Source organism: Pseudomonas sp. 11/12A (assembly GCF_000800055.1).
Taxonomy (GTDB): Bacteria; Pseudomonadota; Gammaproteobacteria; order Pseudomonadales; family Pseudomonadaceae; genus Aquipseudomonas; species Aquipseudomonas mohnii.
Map to the genome: position 1 here is coordinate 5,634,302 of NZ_JUGV01000001.1, position 18,153 is coordinate 5,652,454.

The following is an 18,153-nucleotide window of genomic DNA, read 5'->3' on the forward strand; positions in this document are numbered from 1 at the left end:
CTCTGCGCTCAGTACTGTCAGCCTCCTCGCACCGTTGCTTGCGCCGCTGCTAATGCTCCTCTCAGATTGTCCAACTCAGGATCATCAAATGGATTCACTGGGGGGGTTAGTAAAGGGTACTTAGGAGGTTTTGCCCAATAGTCCACGCGAGGCGATGCCTCGAGAAACACGGTGAATTCGGAGGGCGGAATCCCATTGGCAATAGTGTTGGTGTTCCACCATTTGTCAGGGTTTTTTGAAAACGTTGCCTGTTGATAGCTTGGTGGTGGTCCAAAGTAGGTTTGGCTTCCAGTTGTGAGGCCACCATTCTGATGAGGGGCGCCCGGTCTCGCCCTCGATGGAGTCCGGCTCCTCGAAGTGACATAGGCAGCGCCAAGAGTGCTGGGTCCCGGTCTAGCGGCGGCAACTCCATGAATTTCGCCCCCATTGTTTCTCCAATAAATCTTGGGTTTCGTGCCCCCAATATACTCAGCTGCTGCAGTAAGGCCTGATAGGTCACGTGTTTTCTCAAACGTCCGGGATGCTTGCAGGGCGCGCGCAGCATTGGCGGCAACTGTCGTATCGATTTTTGGAAGTGTCGCCCCGCTCCGAGAATTAGGTAAGCGAAATAATGCCTTGGCGTCGTCCACTGCGAGCGCAAATGCCAACCACGGGTTATGCCCCGTCGGATCCACCCGATTCACCGGATCCCCCACGCAATACATATACGCATTCAACCCACCCCCACCAAACGGACTCCAGCTGTCCGGGCTATGAAACCGCATCAGTCGCGTGTTGTAGGCGCGGTAGCCGTTGCCCAGCAAATACCAGCCGAGTTTGGCTTCGCGCAATTGACCGTTGAACCCCAGCGCCGATGCGACTTCCTGCTGCGCTGACTGCTCGCCATAGGCGGAATAACCGATGGTGTTGACCTTGCCTTCGACGCTTTCGCCAATGATCGATTGGCTGCTGTTGGTCGCCAGCAGTATCACGCGTTGTTTCACATCGTTGGCTCTGGTCATCCAGCGAACTCCGCGGGGCCGAAGAGAATGCAGGCCATCAGTTCTACTCGCCTGGCTCACAATTGAGAACTATCAGAACTGCTAGGTCTTTGCGCAGGAGCCCCTTCCTGGCTGGCGCAAACCCGCTGGCGACGGCCTGGCCGAAGCCGTTCGTCAGAATCAGATCGCCCTGCGGACAGCGCAACAGCGGTACGTGGAAGGGAGGGCAGGTGGCGCCGGTGTATCCGCTGGCAGTGGCGACTGACATTAGCCTAAAGTGAGCGGAACGTTTCGGTAGTGCAGGTGAAAAGAGTGGTAGTGGAGGCGCAAAGAAAAGAGCGGTTGGCCAGATCCCGGCCAGTGCCCGCGAACTTGGCTGTGTCCGACTCAAGGCAGCGAATGCTTTGGTACGGCGGCGGGTTGCTTATTCTGGTGCTGGCCGTCGTGACCCGGTTATACGGCCTGACCGCTGCCGCAATTTGGGGCGATGAAGGTTCCAGCCTGTTGATGAGTCGGTACACCCTGGATGGTATCTGGGCTCATGCCGCCCATGACGTCCATCCACCGATGTATTTCATGATGCTGCATGGCTGGATCGGGCTGTTTGGCGATGGGATTTTTTCGATACGCAGTTTGAGTGCACTGCCGGGTGTCGCGTCGGTCATGTTGGGGATGTGGCTGGTCCGGTTGATCGCCAATCCGCGGGCGGCGTTGCTGGCCGGGTTGATGCTGGCGCTGTTGCCTACGGCGGTGCGCTACAGCCAGGAAGTGCGGATGTATTCGTGGCTGGGGTTGTGGTTGCTCGGCGCTACCATCGCACTGGTGTATTGGGTCAAACAGCCTCGCCACACCCATGCACTGGTGATCTACTCGCTACTGATGGCCACCGCGTTCTACACCCACTATTTCACTGCGCTCTGTGTGCTCGTCCATTGGGCGTACTTGCTGGTGTTGCGCCTGCAGCCGGACCCACCCTTGAAACACATCACTCGCCCGGCCTGGTGGCTGAGCAACGTGGCCATTGTGGTGCTGTTTGCTCCCTGGATCCCTGGCCTGGTCGATCTGACCCGGCACATGGGTGAGCTCAAGGCCAATGGCGATGTGGGTTGGGAATTGCCGGTCACGCTCAGTTCCCTGCCGTCGATGGTGTGGGACTTTCTGATCCAGGACGATGGGGATCAGTTGCCCCGGCTCTTGTTCGTTGCGCTGCCCATCCTATTGCTAGCCGTGATCGTGCTGACGGTGCTGCGTGATCGCAGCCCCTTTCGCTGGAGTGCATTGCTGGCACTCTACACCCTGCTGCCGTTGTTGCTGGTTTACGGGGTTTCGTTTATTTCACCCGTGTTTATCGAGCGCTATCTGAATGCCTATGCGATGGGCCTGCCGCTGATCATGGCACTGGCCATCGACCGCTTGCTGAGCGGCTTTCGGGTATTGGCGCTGGGGTTGTTGGTGCTGTTTGTCGGCACCGAGCTGGTCGGGCTGAAAAACAATGCCACCGTGGATGTGAATGACCAGATCAATGTGATGGTCGATTTCGTCAATCAGCACTACGTGGCGGGCGACCGAATCGTCATCAGTGACATGCTCTGGTACATGAGTTACGTCTATTACAACCGCACCGACACGGATCCGCTGCTGTACACCCCGCCCTTGGCCAACGGGACATCCAGCCGTCCGAACGATTATGGCTTTGGCACGCTGGTCAATGGTGATGCGCCAAGGATCTACCTCGACCATCTGAGTCAATTGCCCAAGGCAACGGGGCGCGTTTGGTTGATCAGCACGGCGGATCAACCCGACGAATTTGCCCCGCTGCCCGGCGGTTGGCAGAAAGCCGCCGAAACCGCTGCGGGTAACACTCGGGCACGCTTGTTCGTCATGGGGGCTGAGTGACGGCGCTCAAGGTTTCGACGACAGGTCTGCCATGCCCTTGAGCAGCTCGATCGGCAGTGGGAAGACGATGGTCGAACTCTTGTCGCCGGCGATCGAGCTGAGTGTCTGCATGTAACGCAACTGCATGGCCCCGGGCTGGCGGCCCAGCATCTCGGCGGCCTGCATGAGTTTTTCCGAGGCCTGCAATTCGCCTTCGGCGTGGATCACCTTGGCCCGCCGCTCACGCTCCGCTTCAGCCTGTTTGGCAATGGCGCGAATCATCGATTCGTTGAGGTCCACGTGCTTGATCTCGACATTGGCCACCTTGATGCCCCATGCATCGGTCTGGGCGTCGAGCACTTGCTGGATATCGATGTTCAGCCGTTCACGCTCGGCCAGCAGCTCATCGAGTTCGTGTTTGCCCAGCACCGCGCGCAAGGTGGTTTGCGCCAACTGGCTGGTGGCCATCAGGAAGTCCTCGACCTGGATAATCGCCTTCTGTGGATCGAGCACGCGGAAGTACAGCACGGCGTTGACCTTGACCGAGACGTTATCGCGGGTGATCACGTCTTGCGCCGGGACGTCGAGCACCACGGTGCGCAAGTCGACGCGAACCATTTGCTGAACCACCGGAATCAATAGAATCAGGCCCGGGCCCTTGACCTGCCAAAAGCGTCCGAGCTGGAACACCACCCCGCGTTCGTATTCACGCAGGATGCGGAAGGTCGAACCTGCCAGCGCGATCAGCAGTAACAGCAGCGCGACAAAACCCACTTGCAGGCCCATGACTATTCTCCCGCTGGCACCGCGTCAGTCGCGGCCACTTTCAGCATTAATCCCTTGCGCGACACCACGCGTACTTTCTGCCCGATCTGCAGGGGTTTGGCGCTCGACACTTGCCAGTATTCGCCCTGCAAATGCACCCAGCCGTGGCAGGCATCGTCGGCCAGCAATGACGTGATCGGGGTCACGCTGCCGACCAGCACGGCATCACCGCTGACAGTATGGCGCGGGCGGGTCTTCAGGGCGCGGATCAGCAGGAACGCCAGCAGCAAAGCACTGATCAAGCCCAAAACGATCATTAACGGAGCGGGGAGTTCGGCATTGGTCAGGATCAGCGCGCCGATCACGAACATCACGATTCCGCCCAGGCCAATCACGCCGTAATTGGGCAGGGCCGCCTCGGCGATCAGGAACGCGAGGCCGAAGGTGATCAACCAGATTCCGGCGGGACTGGTCGCCGGTAGCCCGACAGTGTCTGCGGCGAAGGCTGATGCGCTCAACGCCATTAGCAGTGCAGCGGTACAACAGCGCGTATTCACGTCACCCTCCGGGAGCGTCGTGGACGGTTCTGTATACAGTTTAGTTGACCGTTCGGTTGTATGAATTTTGTTCAGGTGTCGACGTGTCCAATGGGCAGATTTCCCACCGGTTTGGCCCGGCGGGCCTAGACTTTCACTACGTGGAAAAGCGTCAATCATCGTCCGCCAGACGTTGCTGCGGACACCGAGGTGCATCATGCGTATGGCAAGAACCGTGCAGCGAAGCCTGGAAAAGGCTCAATGCGAATATGACATCGTCACCCACCCTCACTCGGCCAGTAGCCTGGAAACGGCGCGAGTCGCGGGCATTCCAGCCGAGCGGGTGGCCAAGTCGGTCATCCTCGACGACCACCATGGTCATTATCTGATGGCCGTGTTGCCCGCCAGTCGCCACCTGGACCTGAGCAAAGTGCGCAGCAGCGGCGAATGGCAAGTCTCGCGCGAAAGCAATCTGCCGCACCTGTTCGATGATTGCGAGCGCGGCGCCGTACCGGCCCTGGGTGAGGCCTATGGGCTGGACGTGGTCATCGACCCGCTGCTGACCCGGCAAAAGGACATTTATCTGGAAGCCGGCAACCACATCAACCTGCTGCACATGGACATGCCACAGTTCCTGAAAATGGTGCCGCATGCCGAGGTGCGGGAGTTGAGTCATTGAGTTTCGCGACGCCAGTGCCGCCGTCATCGCGGGCAAGCCTCGCTCCCACAGTGATTGAGTTGAGCCGCAGATTTGTGATCAACACTGAACCTGTGGGAGCGGGCTTGCCCGCGATTGACCGCGCAGCGGTCACCCATTCAACCCTTCCCCAAGGAGTCAGCCATGGAAAACCCGACCCACAGCCTCCCATCGCTGTTCAAACAACTCGGCCTGCCCGACGACGCCGAAAGCATCGATAAATTCATTTCCACCCATTCACCGCTCAAACCGGAACTGCACCTGGCGGATGCGTTCTTCTGGACCCAGAGCCAGGCGGATTTTCTGCGCGACGATATTCTGGAGGATGCCGACTGGGCGGAGGTGGTTGATCAGCTGGATGTGATGTTGAGGAAAGGGCGGGGGGTATAGACGTTCAATTCTCTGGCGGCCACTGACGGGACGTATGAACCAGAGCAAGTATCCAGATTGCGTTCACTGCCTGTTCATAAACAATTCGATAACTCTGATGTGGAATCAGCTCGCGAGTGCCGGCAATGATTCCGGCAGGGCCACTGTCAGGGTGTTGCGCAAGCCTGGATATCGCATCGCTGAAGCGATTGTCCATGTCGATGGCCGCTTTCGGGTTGATGGCATACAGGTAGTCCCAAATATCTGCACGATCCTGTGCGGCTTCTCGCGTCCAGATTATCCTCATTGTTCTGTGGCTGCCTTCCCACGCCTGGCGGCGAACTCTGCTTCCACTTCCTCATTCGTCAGGCCGTTGCCGCTGTGCATTGAGGTGCGGGCGATGTCCACTTTGCGTTGCAGGAAGGCCTCGTATTCACGAGATTCTCGTTGCGTTTGGACAAACTGGCGCATCATTTCCCGGACGATTTGTGAGGCAGGGCGGTGAGCGGCTTCTGCTTCGGCCATGAATTGTTCGCGCAAATCTGATTCGAGTTTCATTGTAAAAACGGCTTGTTTTGACATGGTGAGTGTTCCTGGATCGGGTACCAAGAAAGTATATACATCATCAGTACTCTGTCAGGTCCATCGCATTCTGCTTGCGACGGGTGGAAACCAATTTGTTTCAAAACTTGACGGAAAAACCTCTCCAATGCCATATTGATAGTTAGCAAACTAACAGTGTGTTTTCGCCCGTGCCGGATAATCTCGACGCTCTGCAGATGAACATCAGCAGCTCCATGGTGGTGGCCGCCAGGCATTGGCGGAAAATTTGCCAGAGCACGCTGCTCAATTACGGAATTTCCGAAGCCTGTGCCGTGCCGTTGTTGATGATCGGACGGTTGGGCGAGGGGGTGCGTCAGGTGACGGTTGCGCAGGCGGCGGGGATGGAGAGTCCGTCCCTGGTGCGGTTGCTCGATCAGTTGTGTCACGCCGGGTACGTCTGTCGCACCGAGGATGCGCAGGATCGCCGCGCCAAATGCCTGAGCCTCACCGACAGCGGTCGGACACTGGTGCAAGCCGTCGAAGTTGAGCTGGTGCGCTTGCGCAGTGAGGTGCTCGAAGGCATCGATGCGCGCGACCTCGAAGCCACCTTGCGTGTATTGAAGGCCTTCGAGTCGGCCGGACAAGCACCGGTGCTCTACCCTTGAGCGGCTTTTTTACCGGCGTGCCCCCGGCGCGGGACTGGTTCTTTGGTGTGCGCACGTTCGCCGCCTCGATGATTGCGCTCTACATCGCCTTGCTCATGCAAATGCCGCGGCCTTACTGGGCGATGGCCACGGTGTATATCGTTTCCAGCCCGTTTGTCGGCCCGACCAGTTCCAAGGCGCTGTACCGCGCAGTGGGCACCTTTCTCGGTGCTGCCGCGGCGGTGTTTTTCGTGCCGATGTTTGTCCAGAGCCCCTATGTGCTGGTGCTGGTGGTGGCACTGTGGACCGGGATTCTGCTGTTTCTGTCCCTGCACCTGCGCACCGCCAACAACTACGCGTTGATGCTCGCCGGTTACACCTTGCCCCTGATCGCGTTGCCGGTGATGAATAACCCGTTGTCGGTGTGGGACGTCGCCGAGGCACGCACGGAGGAGATCTTCCTCGGCATCGCCGTTGCGGCGGTCGTCGGCGCGATGTTCTGGCCTCGGCGGCTGGCCCCGGTGTTCAACGATTCGGTGAGCAAATGGTTCGCCGATGCCTCGACCTATAGCCTGCAATTCCTCGGTCGCCATGTGCAACCGGCCGAAGCCAGTGCGTTGCGTGCGTCGATGGTGGCGACCTTCAATAGCCTGGAGCTGATGATCGGTCAGTTGCCCCACGAAGGCGCGCGGCCGCAAACGGTGCGCAACACCAAGGAGCTGCGCGGAAGGATGATCCACCTGCTGACCGTGGTCGATGCCCTGGACGATGCGCTTTGCGCCCTGGAGCGGCGCACGCCCGAGCTTGTGGATAAGTTCGCGCCGCTCCTCAGCGCCGCTGGCGAATGGCTGCAACACAAGGACGCGGATGTCGATCGCTGGCAGGCGCTCAAAGACCAGGTCGAAGCCCTTCAACCCAATGTCGAAGCGCTGGAGGACCGCAAGCAGCTGTTGTTCTCCAACGCGCTGTACCGCCTCGGCGAATGGATCGATCTGTGGCAGGACTGCCGCAGTCTGCAAATCGCCATCCAATGCGAAAACCAGGACAGTTGGCACGCGGTGTATCGGCATTGGCGGCTCGGCCGACTGTCGCCATTTCTGGATCGCGGCCTGATGCTTTATTCAGCGGCGTCCACCGTCACGGCGATCATCGTTGCATCGGTGCTGTGGATTCTGCTGGGCTGGACCGACGGGGGCTCCGCCGTGATTCTGGCGGCCGTGGCGTGCAGCTTCTTTGCCTCGATGGACGACCCTGCACCACAGATTTACCGGTTCTTTTTCTGGACGGCGATGTCGGTGTTGTTCGCCAGTCTTTACCTGTTTCTGGTGCTGCCCAACCTGCACGATTTCCCGATGCTGGTGCTGGCGTTCGCCGTGCCGTTCATCATCGTCGGCACCTTGACCGTCAAGCCGCAGTTTTACCTGGGCATGTTGCTGACACTGGTCAACACCTCGTCCTTCATTAGCATTCAGGGTGCGTACGACGCGGACTTCCTCAGCTTTGCCAACGCCAACCTGGCCGGCCCCGTGGGCTTGCTGTTTGCGTTTGTCTGGACCCTGATCGCCCGGCCATTCGGCGCCGAACTGGCGGCCAAGCGTCTGACCCGATTCAGTTGGCGTGACATTGTCGGCCTGTCCGAGCCGGCCAGTCTGGCCGAGCACCGGCATCTTGGCGTGCAAATGCTTGACCGCCTGATGCAGCATTTGCCGCGTCTGGCCTTGACCGGGCAGGACACGGGGATCGCCCTGCGGGAAGTCCGCGTGGCGCTGAATATGCTCGATCTTCTCGCCTACGCGCCGCGTATTGACGGGGTGCCGAACGCGCTGTTGCGCCAGGTGGTGGCCGAGGTCGGCGAATACTTCAAGGCGTGCCTCAAGGCTGGCAGGCGCTTGCCCGCACCGAGCCCGCTGCTGATGACCATGGACCGAGCCCGTCGAGCGCTTGGCGGTGCGGGCGATGACGAGACCCGCCTGCAACTGTTGCACGCCTTGAGTGGCTTGCGCCTGGCGTTGTTGCCTGGCATCGAATTTGTCGGTTCCGCCGAGCTTGAAGAACCGCTTCCCCATGGCATCGATGGAGCGCCTTTATGATTGGTGACCTGGATCTCAGCGGGGTATTCCTGCCCACACTGCTGGTGCTGATGGGCATTACCTATGTGTTGTTCCTGTTGGTGCACGGGGTGCTCACGCGTCTGCACTTTTATCGTCTGGTCTGGCACCGGGCATTGTTTAACGTGGCTCTCTACGCCTTGCTGCTTGGCGTCGTGGACTCACTCAGTCGATACCTGATGACATGAAAAAGCCTTTATTGACCATCGGCCGCGTGGCCCTGACCCTGTTGATCGTGAGCTTCGCCGTGGTCGTGGTCTGGCGGATGGTGCTGTATTACATGTTTGCCCCCTGGACCCGCGACGGTCACATCCGTGCCGACATTGTGCAGATCGCCCCGGACGTTTCCGGGCTGATCCAGCAGGTGGACGTGCGCGACAACCAGCCGGTCAAGCGCGGTCAGGTGCTGTTCAGCATCGATCAGGACCGATTCAAGCTGGCCCTGCGCCAGGCGAAAGCCGCGGTCGCCGACCGTGAAGAAACCCTGGCCCAGGCCCAGCGCGAAGCCAAGCGCAACAAAGGCCTGGGCAATCTGGTGCCCGCCGAACAGCTGGAAGAAAGCCAGTCGAAGGTCGCCCGTGCCCAAGTGGCGTTGATGGAAGCCCAGGTAGCGGTGGACAGTGCTCAGCTCAACCTCGACCGCTCGGTGATTCGCAGCCCGGTGGACGGTTATGTCAACGACCGCGCACCGCGTGCCCAGGAATTCGTCAGTGCCGGGCGGCCGGTGCTGTCTATCGTCGACAGCAATTCGTTTCACATCGACGGCTATTTTGAAGAAACCAAGCTGGACGGCATCCATATCGGCCAGAGCGTCGACATCCGGGTGATTGGTGACCGCGCGCGCCTGCGTGGCCATGTGGTCAGCATCGTCGCCGGTATCGAAGACCGCGACCGCACCAGCGGCAACAACCTGTTGCCCAACGTCAACCCGGCGTTCAGCTGGGTGCGCCTGGCCCAGCGGATTCCAGTGCGGATTGCTTTCGATGACGTACCGGCGGATTTCCGCATGATCGCCGGGCGCACCGCGACTGTGTCGATCATCGACGATCAGGTCCGGGAGCCTGCGCAATGAGCAAAGCCACGGGTTTGGCGGTTGCCGGATTAGGCTTGTTGCTGTCGGCGTGTCAGGTGGTCGGGCCGGACTATCACTTGCCAGAGGAGGCGGCCATCCACCGTGATGACTTGCAGGGCGAACTGGCGGTGGCTGGCAAGCCCGTGGTCTCGGCGCCGGTGCCTGCCGATTGGTGGCGCCTGTATCGGGACCCGCGTCTCGATCAACTGGTGCAGCAAGCCATGGCATCCAACACCGATCTGCGCGTGGCGGCGGCCAGTCTGTTGCGCGCTCGTGCGCAAGTCGATGAGGCCGAGGCGGCCGGTGGCTGGAGCGGTGGCGTGAAAATGGGCGCCGAGCGTTTGCAGGAGTCCGGCCAAGCCTTCCTGTTGCCGGAAAAGGTGCCGGTGGCCAACATCGGCGATATCGGTATTTCTGCGTCGTACCAGTTCGACCTGTTCGGTACGTTGCAGCGTGGCATCGAAGCGGCCAAGGCCAATGCCGATGCCACCCAGGCTGCCGCCGACACCGCGCGCATTACCCTGGTGGCGGATGTGGTTCGGGCCTACACCCAGGTCTGCGCGGCCAACGAAGAACGGGAGATCGCCCAGCATTCCCTTGATCTGCAATCCCAGAGCACCACGCTGATCCAGCGCTTGCGCGACGCCGGACGTGGCGACGAGACCCAGGTCACGCGTTCGCAAACCCAATTCAAGTCGTTGCGTGCCGACATGCCCCGTTATGAGGCGGCGCGTCAGGCCGGGTTGTTCCGTTTGTCGATGCTGCTGGCCAAGCCTGTGGATCAATTGCCGGCCGGCACTGCGACTTGCGCTGAACTGCCGAAAATCGCGCAGTTGGTGCCTGTGGGCGATGGTGCCGCATTGCTCAAGCGTCGTCCCGACGTGCGGCAGGCCGAGCGCCGACTGGCGGCCGCGACGGCCGGTATCGGTATCGCTACGGGCGAGCTGTACCCGAACATCAGCATCGGCGCGACCATCGGTACCGTCGGCATCCTGGGTGATCTCGGCGACCCATCCACCAACCGTTGGGGGTTCGGACCGTCGCTGACCTGGACCGTACCGTCCAACGGCACCCGCGCCCGCATCCGTGAAGCCGAAGCCACGACCCAGGGTGTGTTGGCACACTTCGACGGCGTTGTGCTCAACGCCATTCGTGAAACCCAGACCGCCCTGGCCCAGTACTCCGCGCTGCTGCAACGCCGTGATGCCCTGGCGGATGCCGAGCAATCGGCGAAACTGGCGGCCGACCAGACGCACCGCTTCTTCCAGGCCGGCCGCGAGTCGTTCCTGGCGGACCTGCAAGCGACCCGCACTTACACCGACGTCACGGCGCAACTGGCCACGGCGAACACGCAAGTTGCCATGAGCCAGATCGATTTGTTCCTCGCCCTGGGCGGAGGGTGGGAAAGCGGACGAACGCAAGCGTCGAACTCCGGCAAACCCTGAGGCCGTTGCTATGCTTTGAAGTGTTGGAGGGGCGCTGGAGTCAGGCGCCCTTGCTTCGCAAAGCTCGCGCAGGTCATGGGGAAACCAATAATGAAAAACCCTTATGCTCTCGGCTTCTGGTGCGCCGTCGTAGCGTTAGTGCTGCTTTCGGCCACCTATTTCTACGGCGTCATGCTGACCCACCAGATCGACAAGGCTCTGGTGTTCCTCGACAGCGCCACGGCGCTGATTGCCGTGATGTCCATCGCGGTGGTGGCCTGGGCCTCGATCCAGAACCAGCGAATCAAAAAAAGACAACTCGAACAAGGCAAGACCCTGGTACTGATCTGGGACACCAAGGTCGCGCTGCGTCGTGTCGAAACGGTGTTCGACCGTTATTTCTGGGGCAGTTACTGGCAGCCAGGGCGCACGTTCCAGGAGGTCATGGGCGAACTCACCGGCACACCGCTGGAAAAGAGCCTGGAAACCCTGAAAAAACAATGCCTGGCGCTCGACAAGCAAGTGGCCGACGACGGCTGGCACTGGCTCAACAATGCGCGGGAACTGGCCGATGTCGCCGCCGCCATGGCCCGCGAACGCTATCAGCTGGATTTCTGCGACCCGCAGGGGGAAGTGACGGGCGGGGCTGTGATCAATCGCGACTTTGAAGTGCTGGTGTACACCTGGACCGCGCGGCTTAAAACCTTTGATCATCAGCTCGATGAGATCGAGGTTCAGTATTCCTGATGCTGCGTTGGCAGATCTGACGCCTTCGCTGACAGACCAGCTCCTACGGGGAATGTGCGCAACCTGTGGGAGCTGGCTTGCCAGCGAAGACAATCTTCCATACTGCCTCTTATAGACACTCTTTCACCTTTAATCCTTGGGCCGTCGACCGCGCCTGATGCTAATCTGCATCCCACTTTCAGCGCTGTCGCGACCGCAACCCGTCATGGGTTCAGGGAAGACGACTACACCTTCAACAACGGACATTGATTGGGTCATTCATGAATAAATCAGCAGGCGTGTTACTGGGAATTGTCGTCGCCATTGGTGCAATCAGCGCCGGCGGTGCCTGGTACACCGGCACCAAAATCGAAAGCGTGCTGAACACTTCCCTGGCTGATGCCAACCAGCAACTGCAAGCGGCGCTGGTCGGTCATAAAGGCACGGCATCGCTGGAGCTGGTGTCGCTGGAGCGCCATGTGTTCAGCAGCACCGCGCACTATCGCCTCAAGGGCGAAGGTGAAATGTTCGGCGAGGAGCCGGTCGAGTTGCTGTTTGTCGATCACATCGAACACGGTCCGCTGCCGTTCTCGCGCCTGGTGTCGCTGAAGTGGCTGCCGGTCATGGCCACCAGTCATTACGAACTGGAAAAGACGCCGCTCACTGAAAAATGGTTTGCCGCCGCCAAGGATGTCTCCCCGCTCAAAGGCGTGGTCAATATCGGCTACGACAACTCCACCAACGGCACGCTGGAAATGCTGCCGCTGGAAACCGCGCTGGATGACAAGTCCAGCTTGAAGTTTTCCGGCCTGAAACTCGATGTTTCGGCTAGCGCCCAGGCGCAGAAGGTCAAGGCCGACGGCTACATGGACAGTCTGAAGCTGACCACCGTTTCCGAAGATCAGGCACCGGTGCAGGTCGAATTGAACGGCCTGACTCTGGCCAGCAACCTGAGCAAAAGTACCTACGGCTACTACACCGGCGAAAACACCGTTGTGCTGACCAACAGCCAAACCACGTTCGGTGCCAAACAGTCCGTGCTGGGCTTCAAGAATTTCGAGATGAAGAACCAGACCGAGGAATCGGGCACCAGCGCATCCGGGCGTGCCGACTACAAGGTGGGTGAAGTGTCCTTGAACGGCAAGGCGTTCGGTTCGGCACAGTTGGCGATGAGCCTGAAGAACCTCGACATACCGGCGACGATGTCGCTGATGCAGATTTACCAGAGCAAACTGCAGCCGTACGAGCAACTTGCCGCCGAGGCAGCCGAGGCGGGTCAACCGGTGCCGGAACTGAAGCTGACCGAAGCCGAAGAGGCGCAACTGAAAACCGGTCTGGAGCAATTGCTGGCGGCCGGCCCGCAGGTGGCCCTGGAAAACCTCTCGTTCAAAACCACCAACGGCGAAAGCCGCGCCAACCTGGTGCTGGACCTGACCAAGCCGCAATCGATCGAATTGCCGACCGACCAACTGATCAGGCAGTTGATTGCGCTGCTGGACATCAATTTGCAAGTGTCCAAGCCAATGCTCGTTGACGTGTTCACCGTGCAATCGCAAATCGACGGCCAGACCGACGCCAAGCTGATCGCTGATCAGGCCACCGCCACCGCCGACATGTTTGGCAGCATGGCCGTCGGCTCGCAACTGGCGAAACTGGACGGAAGCAACATCGTCAGCAAACTGCATTACGCCAACAATCAGGTCGAGTTCAACGGCCAGAAAATGACAGTCGAAGAATTTGTCGGCTTCGTCATGAGCAAATTTGCTGGCGCAGGCGAGGTTCAATAAAACCGCCACCCTCCAGACAACGCCCGGCCTCTGCGCAATGCAGGCGCCGGGCGTTTTGCTGTCCGGCGGTTGAAATGCGTCGACCTATCCTCGTCACCGTCTTCAGTAACGGGTGTAGGACGGTTCTGAGGCGCGGTGCTTCATTGAAAAAAACGGCGCAATTGTTGGAGGTTGCGCCAAATCCTGGTGCCACCAAATGAAAGCTCCAGCTATAGTTTGCACGCCGACGACGGCCCCACCCGCACAAGGTACTCCGGCATGACCCGATTGACCTCTCTGAACCCTTGGCTAGCGGCCATAGCGGTCGCCCTTTGCGTGCAATTGCCGGCGCATGCGGCGCAGGCGGCACAAGCGACCCAGGAGCGTTTCACCCTGAACATCCCAGGCGTGTCGGATGACCGGTTGTTCACTTCTGCCGCTGCCAGCGATGCGCCGGGCTGCGGCGGGCATAATGTTTCACCGGCGCTGAGCTGGAGCGCCGGCCCGGCCGGAACGCTCAGTTACGCCATCGTCATGCACGACCCTGACGGCCAGAAAGGACAGGGTGTCGATCACTGGGTTCATTACGGCATCAAAGCCAGCACCCACCAGATCGCGTCCGGTGTCGGCGCAAAGTCCACACTTGAAGGCGTGTCCGGCATCAACAGCAAAGGCACCGCCGGTTACGTCGGCCCCTGCCCGCCGGCTGGCGACAGTGCGCACCATTACATCATCCAGATCTACGCCCTGGACCTCGCACCGGATGTGTTGCCGGCAGGCCTGACCCGTGCGCAGCTGCTGGAACGAATCAACGGTCATGTGCTGAAAAACAGCAGCGTGGTCCGGCGTTACCACCGCTGAAGCCTGATCACTTCAGCGGCTTTGCAGAAAAAACTGAAGTGCGCGGCCTTCCGGGGATTTGGCATCCCTCCCCGAAAGCGCGCACTATCAGCCTGTAGTCGATGCGTTGGAGGATGCCGTGACAAAAAAAATCGACCGCATCGCCCAAATGCTCAACTGCCCGGAAAAGGGTGAGGAACTACGGCGAGCGATTACCGAAAGTCGTAAGGATTTTCTGCTGAATCAGCCGGACGAAGACATCGTTGAAGACGACGTGCTCGAAGACGACGTGCTCGAAGATGACGTCTTCGAGGATGACGAGGACGATGATGAATACGACGAGTTTGATTGGACGACGGAATGAAAAAAACCGCTCAGGCGGTTTTTTTGTGCGCCCACAAAAAAGCCCCAGACCTTACGGCCTGAGGCTTTCTCGTTTCTATAGATGGTGCACCAGGCGGGATTCGAACCCACGACCCCTGCCTTCGGAGGGCAGTACTCTATCCAGCTGAGCTACTGGTGCAGCGCGGGCGCCATGATACTCATATGCACTGCGGGCGTCCATGCTGCTGAATCGCCTGCGTTTTTCCAAAGCGTAACCTGTCTTTGTTACGTTGATCAGAAAATCACAGCAAAAAAGACGTTTTCGTTCTTTTTTTCGAACGCCCTATTGTCCTTTAACCCCTTTGATCCTAGGATTCGTTTGAGATTTCAAACGCTCTTGTCTGGGTGCTGAACCGCACGAATTCAATACGTGCGCTATTTATGTGCTTCAGCCCGGTGAATGATTTCCCTGACGGCAGCCTACTGAGGCGCCTTTCTACAATCATAATTTGCTCCGCGTATCGCGCGGTGCTGTTAAGGAAAGCCGACATGCAGCTTAAAGACACCCAGTTGTTCCGCCAGCAAGCCTTCATCGATGGCGCTTGGGTTGATGCGGACAATGGTCAGACGATCAAGGTCAACAACCCGGCAACGGGCGAAATTCTGGGTACTGTGCCGAAAATGGGCGCTGCCGAAACCCGCCGTGCAATCGAAGCTGCTGACAAAGCGCTGCCGGCCTGGCGTGCACTGACCGCCAAAGAGCGTGCGAACAAGTTGCGTCGCTGGTTCGAGCTGATCATCGAGAACCAGGACGACCTGGCTCGCCTGATGACCCTGGAACAAGGCAAGCCACTGGCCGAAGCCAAGGGCGAAATCGTTTACGCCGCTTCCTTTATCGAGTGGTTCGCCGAAGAAGCCAAGCGCATCTACGGTGATGTGATTCCGGGCCACCAGCCAGACAAGCGCCTGATCGTGATCAAGCAGCCAATCGGCGTGACCGCTGCCATCACCCCGTGGAACTTCCCGGCCGCGATGATCACCCGTAAAGCCGGCCCGGCCCTGGCCGCCGGTTGCACCATGGTGCTCAAGCCTGCTTCGCAAACGCCGTTCTCCGCGTTCGCCCTGGCTGAATTGGCCCAGCGTGCCGGCATCCCGGCTGGTGTGTTCAGCGTGGTTTCCGGCAGCGCCGGCGACATCGGCACCGAGCTGACCAGCAACCCGATCGTGCGCAAACTGTCCTTCACCGGTTCGACCGAAATCGGTCGTCAACTGATGGCCGAATGCGCCAAGGACATCAAGAAAGTGTCCCTGGAACTGGGCGGCAACGCACCGTTCATCGTGTTCGACGACGCGGACCTGGATAAGGCCGTCGAAGGCGCGATCATTTCCAAGTACCGTAACAACGGTCAGACCTGCGTCTGTGCCAACCGCCTGTACATCCAGGATTCGGTCTACGACGCCTTCGCCGAGAAGCTGAAAGTGGCCGTGGCCAAGCTGAAGATCGGCAACGGTCTGGAAGCAGGCACCACCACTGGCCCGCTGATCGATGAAAAAGCCGTGGCCAAGGTGCAAGAGCACATCGCTGACGCCGTTGCCAAAGGCGCTACCGTGCTGTCCGGCGGCAAGTCTATCGAAGGCAACTTCTTCGAGCCGACCATCCTGACCAACGTGCCGAACAACGCGGCCGTGGCCAAGGAAGAAACCTTCGGTCCATTGGCTCCACTGTTCCGCTTCAAAGACGAAGCCGATGTCATCGCGATGTCCAACGACACCGAGTTCGGTCTGGCCTCGTACTTCTATGCGCGTGACCTGGGTCGTGTGTTCCGTGTGGCTGAAGCCCTGGAATACGGCATGGTCGGCGTCAACACCGGGCTGATCTCCAACGAAGTCGCGCCATTCGGCGGCATCAAGGCCTCGGGCCTGGGCCGTGAAGGCTCCAAGTACGGCATCGAAGATTACCTGGAAATCAAATACCTCTGCCTGGGCATCTAAGCTCGAGGGCATAAGCCCGGCAAGGCATTGCTTCAAACGCAAAGGGCACGAGAGCGCTGTTCCTTTGCGTGCTTCAAACGGAATTTTCTCTGTGGCGGGGAAAGCTGTGGCAGTCGATCATCGCATGCTGCCGAAGTTGCCTCCTCGCTGCCTAATCCTTGAACCACGCCGACCGATGAGCGGCGAATGAGGAATGTATGAGCAAGACTAACGCTTCTTTGATGGCCCGCCGTACCGCTGCTGTTCCACGTGGCGTAGGCCAGATTCACCCGATCTTCGCCGAGTCCGCGAAGAACGCTACCGTGACTGACGTTGAAGGTCGCGAGTTCATCGACTTCGCCGGCGGTATCGCTGTGCTGAACACCGGTCACGTGCACCCGAAAGTCATCGCCGCCGTGACCGAGCAACTGAACAAGCTGACCCACACCTGCTTCCAGGTACTGGCCTACGAGCCGTACGTGGAAGTGTGCGAAAAAATCAACGCCAAGGTGCCAGGTGATTTCGCCAAGAAAACCCTGCTGGTCACCACCGGTTCCGAAGCCGTGGAAAACGCCGTGAAAATCGCTCGTGCCGCCACTGGCCGTGCCGGCGTGATCGCCTTCACCGGCGCCTACCACGGTCGCACCATGATGACCCTGGGCCTGACCGGTAAAGTCGTGCCTTACTCGGCTGGCATGGGTCTGATGCCAGGCGGTATCTTCCGCGCGCTGTACCCGAACGAACTGCATGGCGTGAGCATCGACGATTCGATCGCTTCCATCGAGCGCATCTTCAAGAACGACGCCGAGCCGAAAGACATCGCCGCGATCATCATCGAGCCTGTACAGGGTGAAGGTGGTTTCTACGTCGCGCCGAAAGAATTCATGAAGCGTCTGCGTGCCCTGTGCGACCAGCACGGCATCCTGATGATCGCTGACGAAGTACAGACCGGCGCGGGCCGTACCGGTACGTTCTTCGCCATGGAACAGATGGGCGTTGCTGCCGACCTGACCACTTTCGCCAAATCCATCGCTGGCGGCTTCCCGCTGGCCGGTGTGTGCGGCAAGGCCGAATACATGGACGCTATCGCTCCAGGCGGCCTGGGCGGCACCTACGCCGGTAGCCCGATCGCTTGCGCCGCGGCCCTGGCCGTGATGGAAGTGTTCGAAGAAGAGCACCTGCTGGACCGCTGCAAGTCCGTCGGCGAGCGTCTGGTCACTGGCCTCAAAGCCATCCAGGCCAAATACCCGTCGGTGATCGGTGAAGTCCGTGCCCTGGGCGCAATGATCGCTGTTGAACTGTTCGAAAACGGCGACAGCCACAAGCCGAATGCTGCCGCTGTGGCATCCGTTGTGGCCAAGGCTCGCGACAAAGGCCTGATCCTGCTGTCCTGCGGCACCTACGGCAACGTTCTGCGCGTCCTGGTACCGCTGACTGCTCCGGACGAACAACTGGACAAAGGTCTGGCGATCATCGAAGAATGCTTCGCTGAGCTCTGATCGCCAAGTGTGAC

Annotated in this window: 19 protein-coding genes and 1 tRNA gene; 14 read left to right on the forward strand and 6 right to left on the reverse strand. The window is 59.7% G+C overall.

Features of this window, described 5'->3' with window-relative positions; translation table 11 throughout:
• Positions 1 to 17: 17 nt before the first annotated feature.
• On the reverse strand, positions 18 to 1,001 hold the full coding sequence (locus GQ39_RS31940) for an RHS repeat-associated core domain-containing protein (RefSeq protein WP_081997979.1): 984 nt from the start codon (positions 999 to 1,001) through the stop codon (positions 18 to 20).
• A 378-nt stretch (positions 1,002 to 1,379) separates the two neighbouring features.
• Between GQ39_RS31940 and GQ39_RS25890 the strand changes: the two genes are divergently transcribed.
• A complete protein-coding gene (locus tag GQ39_RS25890; RefSeq protein WP_081997980.1) occupies positions 1,380 to 2,876 on the forward strand; it encodes a glycosyltransferase family 39 protein in 1,497 nt (498 codons plus the stop codon).
• 6 nt (positions 2,877 to 2,882) lie between these two features.
• On the opposite strand, the gene GQ39_RS25895 is transcribed toward GQ39_RS25890, so the two are convergent.
• Complete coding sequence (locus GQ39_RS25895) at positions 2,883 to 3,641, reverse strand: slipin family protein (protein WP_047536013.1); 759 nt, start codon at positions 3,639 to 3,641, stop codon at positions 2,883 to 2,885.
• Between the two features lie 2 nt (positions 3,642 to 3,643).
• The gene (locus GQ39_RS25900) at positions 3,644 to 4,177 is read right to left on the reverse strand and encodes an NfeD family protein (RefSeq protein WP_047536016.1); all 534 of its coding nucleotides are present in this window, start codon (positions 4,175 to 4,177) and stop codon (positions 3,644 to 3,646) included.
• 196 nt (positions 4,178 to 4,373) lie between these two features.
• On the opposite strand from GQ39_RS25900, the gene GQ39_RS25905 reads away from it, so the two are divergent.
• On the forward strand, positions 4,374 to 4,835 hold the full coding sequence (locus GQ39_RS25905; RefSeq protein ID WP_047536019.1) for an aminoacyl-tRNA deacylase: 462 nt from the start codon (positions 4,374 to 4,376) through the stop codon (positions 4,833 to 4,835).
• Between the two features lie 162 nt (positions 4,836 to 4,997).
• The gene (locus GQ39_RS25910) at positions 4,998 to 5,243 is read left to right on the forward strand and encodes a DUF2789 domain-containing protein (protein WP_047536022.1); all 246 of its coding nucleotides are present in this window, start codon (positions 4,998 to 5,000) and stop codon (positions 5,241 to 5,243) included.
• 4 nt (positions 5,244 to 5,247) lie between these two features.
• Here GQ39_RS25910 and GQ39_RS25915 read toward each other — a convergent pair whose 3' ends face one another.
• Positions 5,248 to 5,529 carry a type II toxin-antitoxin system RelE/ParE family toxin gene (locus GQ39_RS25915; protein WP_047536025.1) on the reverse strand — a complete coding sequence of 94 codons (282 nt, stop codon included), beginning with the start codon at positions 5,527 to 5,529 and terminating at the stop codon, positions 5,248 to 5,250.
• Positions 5,526 to 5,804: a hypothetical protein gene (locus tag GQ39_RS25920; RefSeq protein ID WP_047536028.1), complete on the reverse strand. Its 279-nt coding sequence runs from the start codon at positions 5,802 to 5,804 to the stop codon at positions 5,526 to 5,528. The genes GQ39_RS25915 and GQ39_RS25920 overlap by 4 nt, the downstream gene beginning before the upstream one ends.
• 197 nt (positions 5,805 to 6,001) lie before the next feature.
• On the opposite strand from GQ39_RS25920, the gene GQ39_RS25925 reads away from it, so the two are divergent.
• The 9 genes from GQ39_RS25925 to GQ39_RS25965 all read left to right on the forward strand — a co-directional run bounded on the left by GQ39_RS25925 (position 6,002) and on the right by GQ39_RS25965 (position 14,709).
• Positions 6,002 to 6,430 (forward strand): MarR family winged helix-turn-helix transcriptional regulator, encoded by a 429-nt coding sequence (locus GQ39_RS25925; protein WP_047536030.1) that lies wholly within the window; start codon positions 6,002 to 6,004, stop codon positions 6,428 to 6,430.
• Positions 6,427 to 8,499 carry an FUSC family protein gene (locus tag GQ39_RS25930; protein ID WP_047536032.1) on the forward strand — a complete coding sequence of 691 codons (2,073 nt, stop codon included), beginning with the start codon at positions 6,427 to 6,429 and terminating at the stop codon, positions 8,497 to 8,499. Before GQ39_RS25925 ends, GQ39_RS25930 begins: the two co-directional genes overlap by 4 nt.
• On the forward strand, positions 8,496 to 8,705 hold the full coding sequence (locus tag GQ39_RS25935) for a DUF1656 domain-containing protein (RefSeq protein WP_047536034.1): 210 nt from the start codon (positions 8,496 to 8,498) through the stop codon (positions 8,703 to 8,705). Before GQ39_RS25930 ends, GQ39_RS25935 begins: the two co-directional genes overlap by 4 nt.
• Positions 8,702 to 9,589 carry an efflux RND transporter periplasmic adaptor subunit gene (locus tag GQ39_RS25940; protein ID WP_047536037.1) on the forward strand — a complete coding sequence of 296 codons (888 nt, stop codon included), beginning with the start codon at positions 8,702 to 8,704 and terminating at the stop codon, positions 9,587 to 9,589. The genes GQ39_RS25935 and GQ39_RS25940 overlap by 4 nt, the downstream gene beginning before the upstream one ends.
• Entirely contained in the window at positions 9,586 to 11,034 is a 1,449-nt protein-coding gene (locus tag GQ39_RS25945; RefSeq protein ID WP_047536042.1) for an efflux transporter outer membrane subunit, read from the forward strand. Before GQ39_RS25940 ends, GQ39_RS25945 begins: the two co-directional genes overlap by 4 nt.
• Before the next feature lie 90 nt (positions 11,035 to 11,124).
• Positions 11,125 to 11,760 (forward strand): hypothetical protein, encoded by a 636-nt coding sequence (locus tag GQ39_RS25950; RefSeq protein ID WP_047536045.1) that lies wholly within the window; start codon positions 11,125 to 11,127, stop codon positions 11,758 to 11,760.
• A 260-nt stretch (positions 11,761 to 12,020) separates the two neighbouring features.
• A complete protein-coding gene (locus GQ39_RS25955) occupies positions 12,021 to 13,526 on the forward strand; it encodes a YdgA family protein (protein ID WP_047536049.1) in 1,506 nt (501 codons plus the stop codon).
• 258 nt (positions 13,527 to 13,784) lie between these two features.
• A complete protein-coding gene (locus GQ39_RS25960) occupies positions 13,785 to 14,366 on the forward strand; it encodes a YbhB/YbcL family Raf kinase inhibitor-like protein (RefSeq protein WP_047536052.1) in 582 nt (193 codons plus the stop codon).
• A 58-nt stretch (positions 14,367 to 14,424) separates the two neighbouring features.
• Entirely contained in the window at positions 14,425 to 14,709 is a 285-nt protein-coding gene (locus GQ39_RS25965; RefSeq protein WP_081997981.1) for a hypothetical protein, read from the forward strand.
• 82 nt (positions 14,710 to 14,791) lie between these two features.
• Here the strand turns inward: GQ39_RS25965 and GQ39_RS25970 are convergent.
• Positions 14,792 to 14,868, reverse strand: a tRNA-Arg gene (locus tag GQ39_RS25970).
• Between the two features lie 350 nt (positions 14,869 to 15,218).
• Here GQ39_RS25970 and gabD point away from each other — a divergent pair.
• Both gabD and gabT read left to right on the forward strand, forming a co-directional pair.
• A complete protein-coding gene (gabD, locus tag GQ39_RS25975) occupies positions 15,219 to 16,661 on the forward strand; it encodes an NADP-dependent succinate-semialdehyde dehydrogenase (protein ID WP_047536058.1) in 1,443 nt (480 codons plus the stop codon).
• Positions 16,662 to 16,858: 197 nt separating this feature from the next.
• The gene (gene gabT, locus GQ39_RS25980) at positions 16,859 to 18,139 is read left to right on the forward strand and encodes a 4-aminobutyrate--2-oxoglutarate transaminase (protein WP_047536061.1); all 1,281 of its coding nucleotides are present in this window, start codon (positions 16,859 to 16,861) and stop codon (positions 18,137 to 18,139) included.
• The last annotated feature ends 14 nt before the right edge of the window (positions 18,140 to 18,153 follow it).

What these genes read in the sequence shown, in the direction of transcription:
- GQ39_RS31940 (WP_081997979.1), bottom strand. Translation starts at nt 1,001, where the DNA reads ATGACCAGAGCCAACGATGTGAAACAACGCGTGATACTGCTGGCGACC.
- GQ39_RS25890 (WP_081997980.1), top strand. Translation starts at nt 1,380, where the DNA reads ATGCTTTGGTACGGCGGCGGGTTGCTTATTCTGGTGCTGGCCGTCGTG.
- GQ39_RS25895 (WP_047536013.1), bottom strand. Translation starts at nt 3,641, where the DNA reads ATGGGCCTGCAAGTGGGTTTTGTCGCGCTGCTGTTACTGCTGATCGCG.
- GQ39_RS25905 (WP_047536019.1), top strand. Translation starts at nt 4,374, where the DNA reads ATGCGTATGGCAAGAACCGTGCAGCGAAGCCTGGAAAAGGCTCAATGC.
- GQ39_RS25910 (WP_047536022.1), top strand. Translation starts at nt 4,998, where the DNA reads ATGGAAAACCCGACCCACAGCCTCCCATCGCTGTTCAAACAACTCGGC.
- GQ39_RS25915 (WP_047536025.1), bottom strand. Translation starts at nt 5,529, where the DNA reads ATGAGGATAATCTGGACGCGAGAAGCCGCACAGGATCGTGCAGATATT.
- GQ39_RS25920 (WP_047536028.1), bottom strand. Translation starts at nt 5,804, where the DNA reads ATGTCAAAACAAGCCGTTTTTACAATGAAACTCGAATCAGATTTGCGC.
- GQ39_RS25925 (WP_047536030.1), top strand. Translation starts at nt 6,002, where the DNA reads ATGAACATCAGCAGCTCCATGGTGGTGGCCGCCAGGCATTGGCGGAAA.
- GQ39_RS25935 (WP_047536034.1), top strand. Translation starts at nt 8,496, where the DNA reads ATGATTGGTGACCTGGATCTCAGCGGGGTATTCCTGCCCACACTGCTG.
- GQ39_RS25940 (WP_047536037.1), top strand. Translation starts at nt 8,702, where the DNA reads ATGAAAAAGCCTTTATTGACCATCGGCCGCGTGGCCCTGACCCTGTTG.
- GQ39_RS25945 (WP_047536042.1), top strand. Translation starts at nt 9,586, where the DNA reads ATGAGCAAAGCCACGGGTTTGGCGGTTGCCGGATTAGGCTTGTTGCTG.
- GQ39_RS25950 (WP_047536045.1), top strand. Translation starts at nt 11,125, where the DNA reads ATGAAAAACCCTTATGCTCTCGGCTTCTGGTGCGCCGTCGTAGCGTTA.
- GQ39_RS25955 (WP_047536049.1), top strand. Translation starts at nt 12,021, where the DNA reads ATGAATAAATCAGCAGGCGTGTTACTGGGAATTGTCGTCGCCATTGGT.
- GQ39_RS25960 (WP_047536052.1), top strand. Translation starts at nt 13,785, where the DNA reads ATGACCCGATTGACCTCTCTGAACCCTTGGCTAGCGGCCATAGCGGTC.
- gabD (WP_047536058.1), top strand. Translation starts at nt 15,219, where the DNA reads ATGCAGCTTAAAGACACCCAGTTGTTCCGCCAGCAAGCCTTCATCGAT.
- gabT (WP_047536061.1), top strand. Translation starts at nt 16,859, where the DNA reads ATGAGCAAGACTAACGCTTCTTTGATGGCCCGCCGTACCGCTGCTGTT.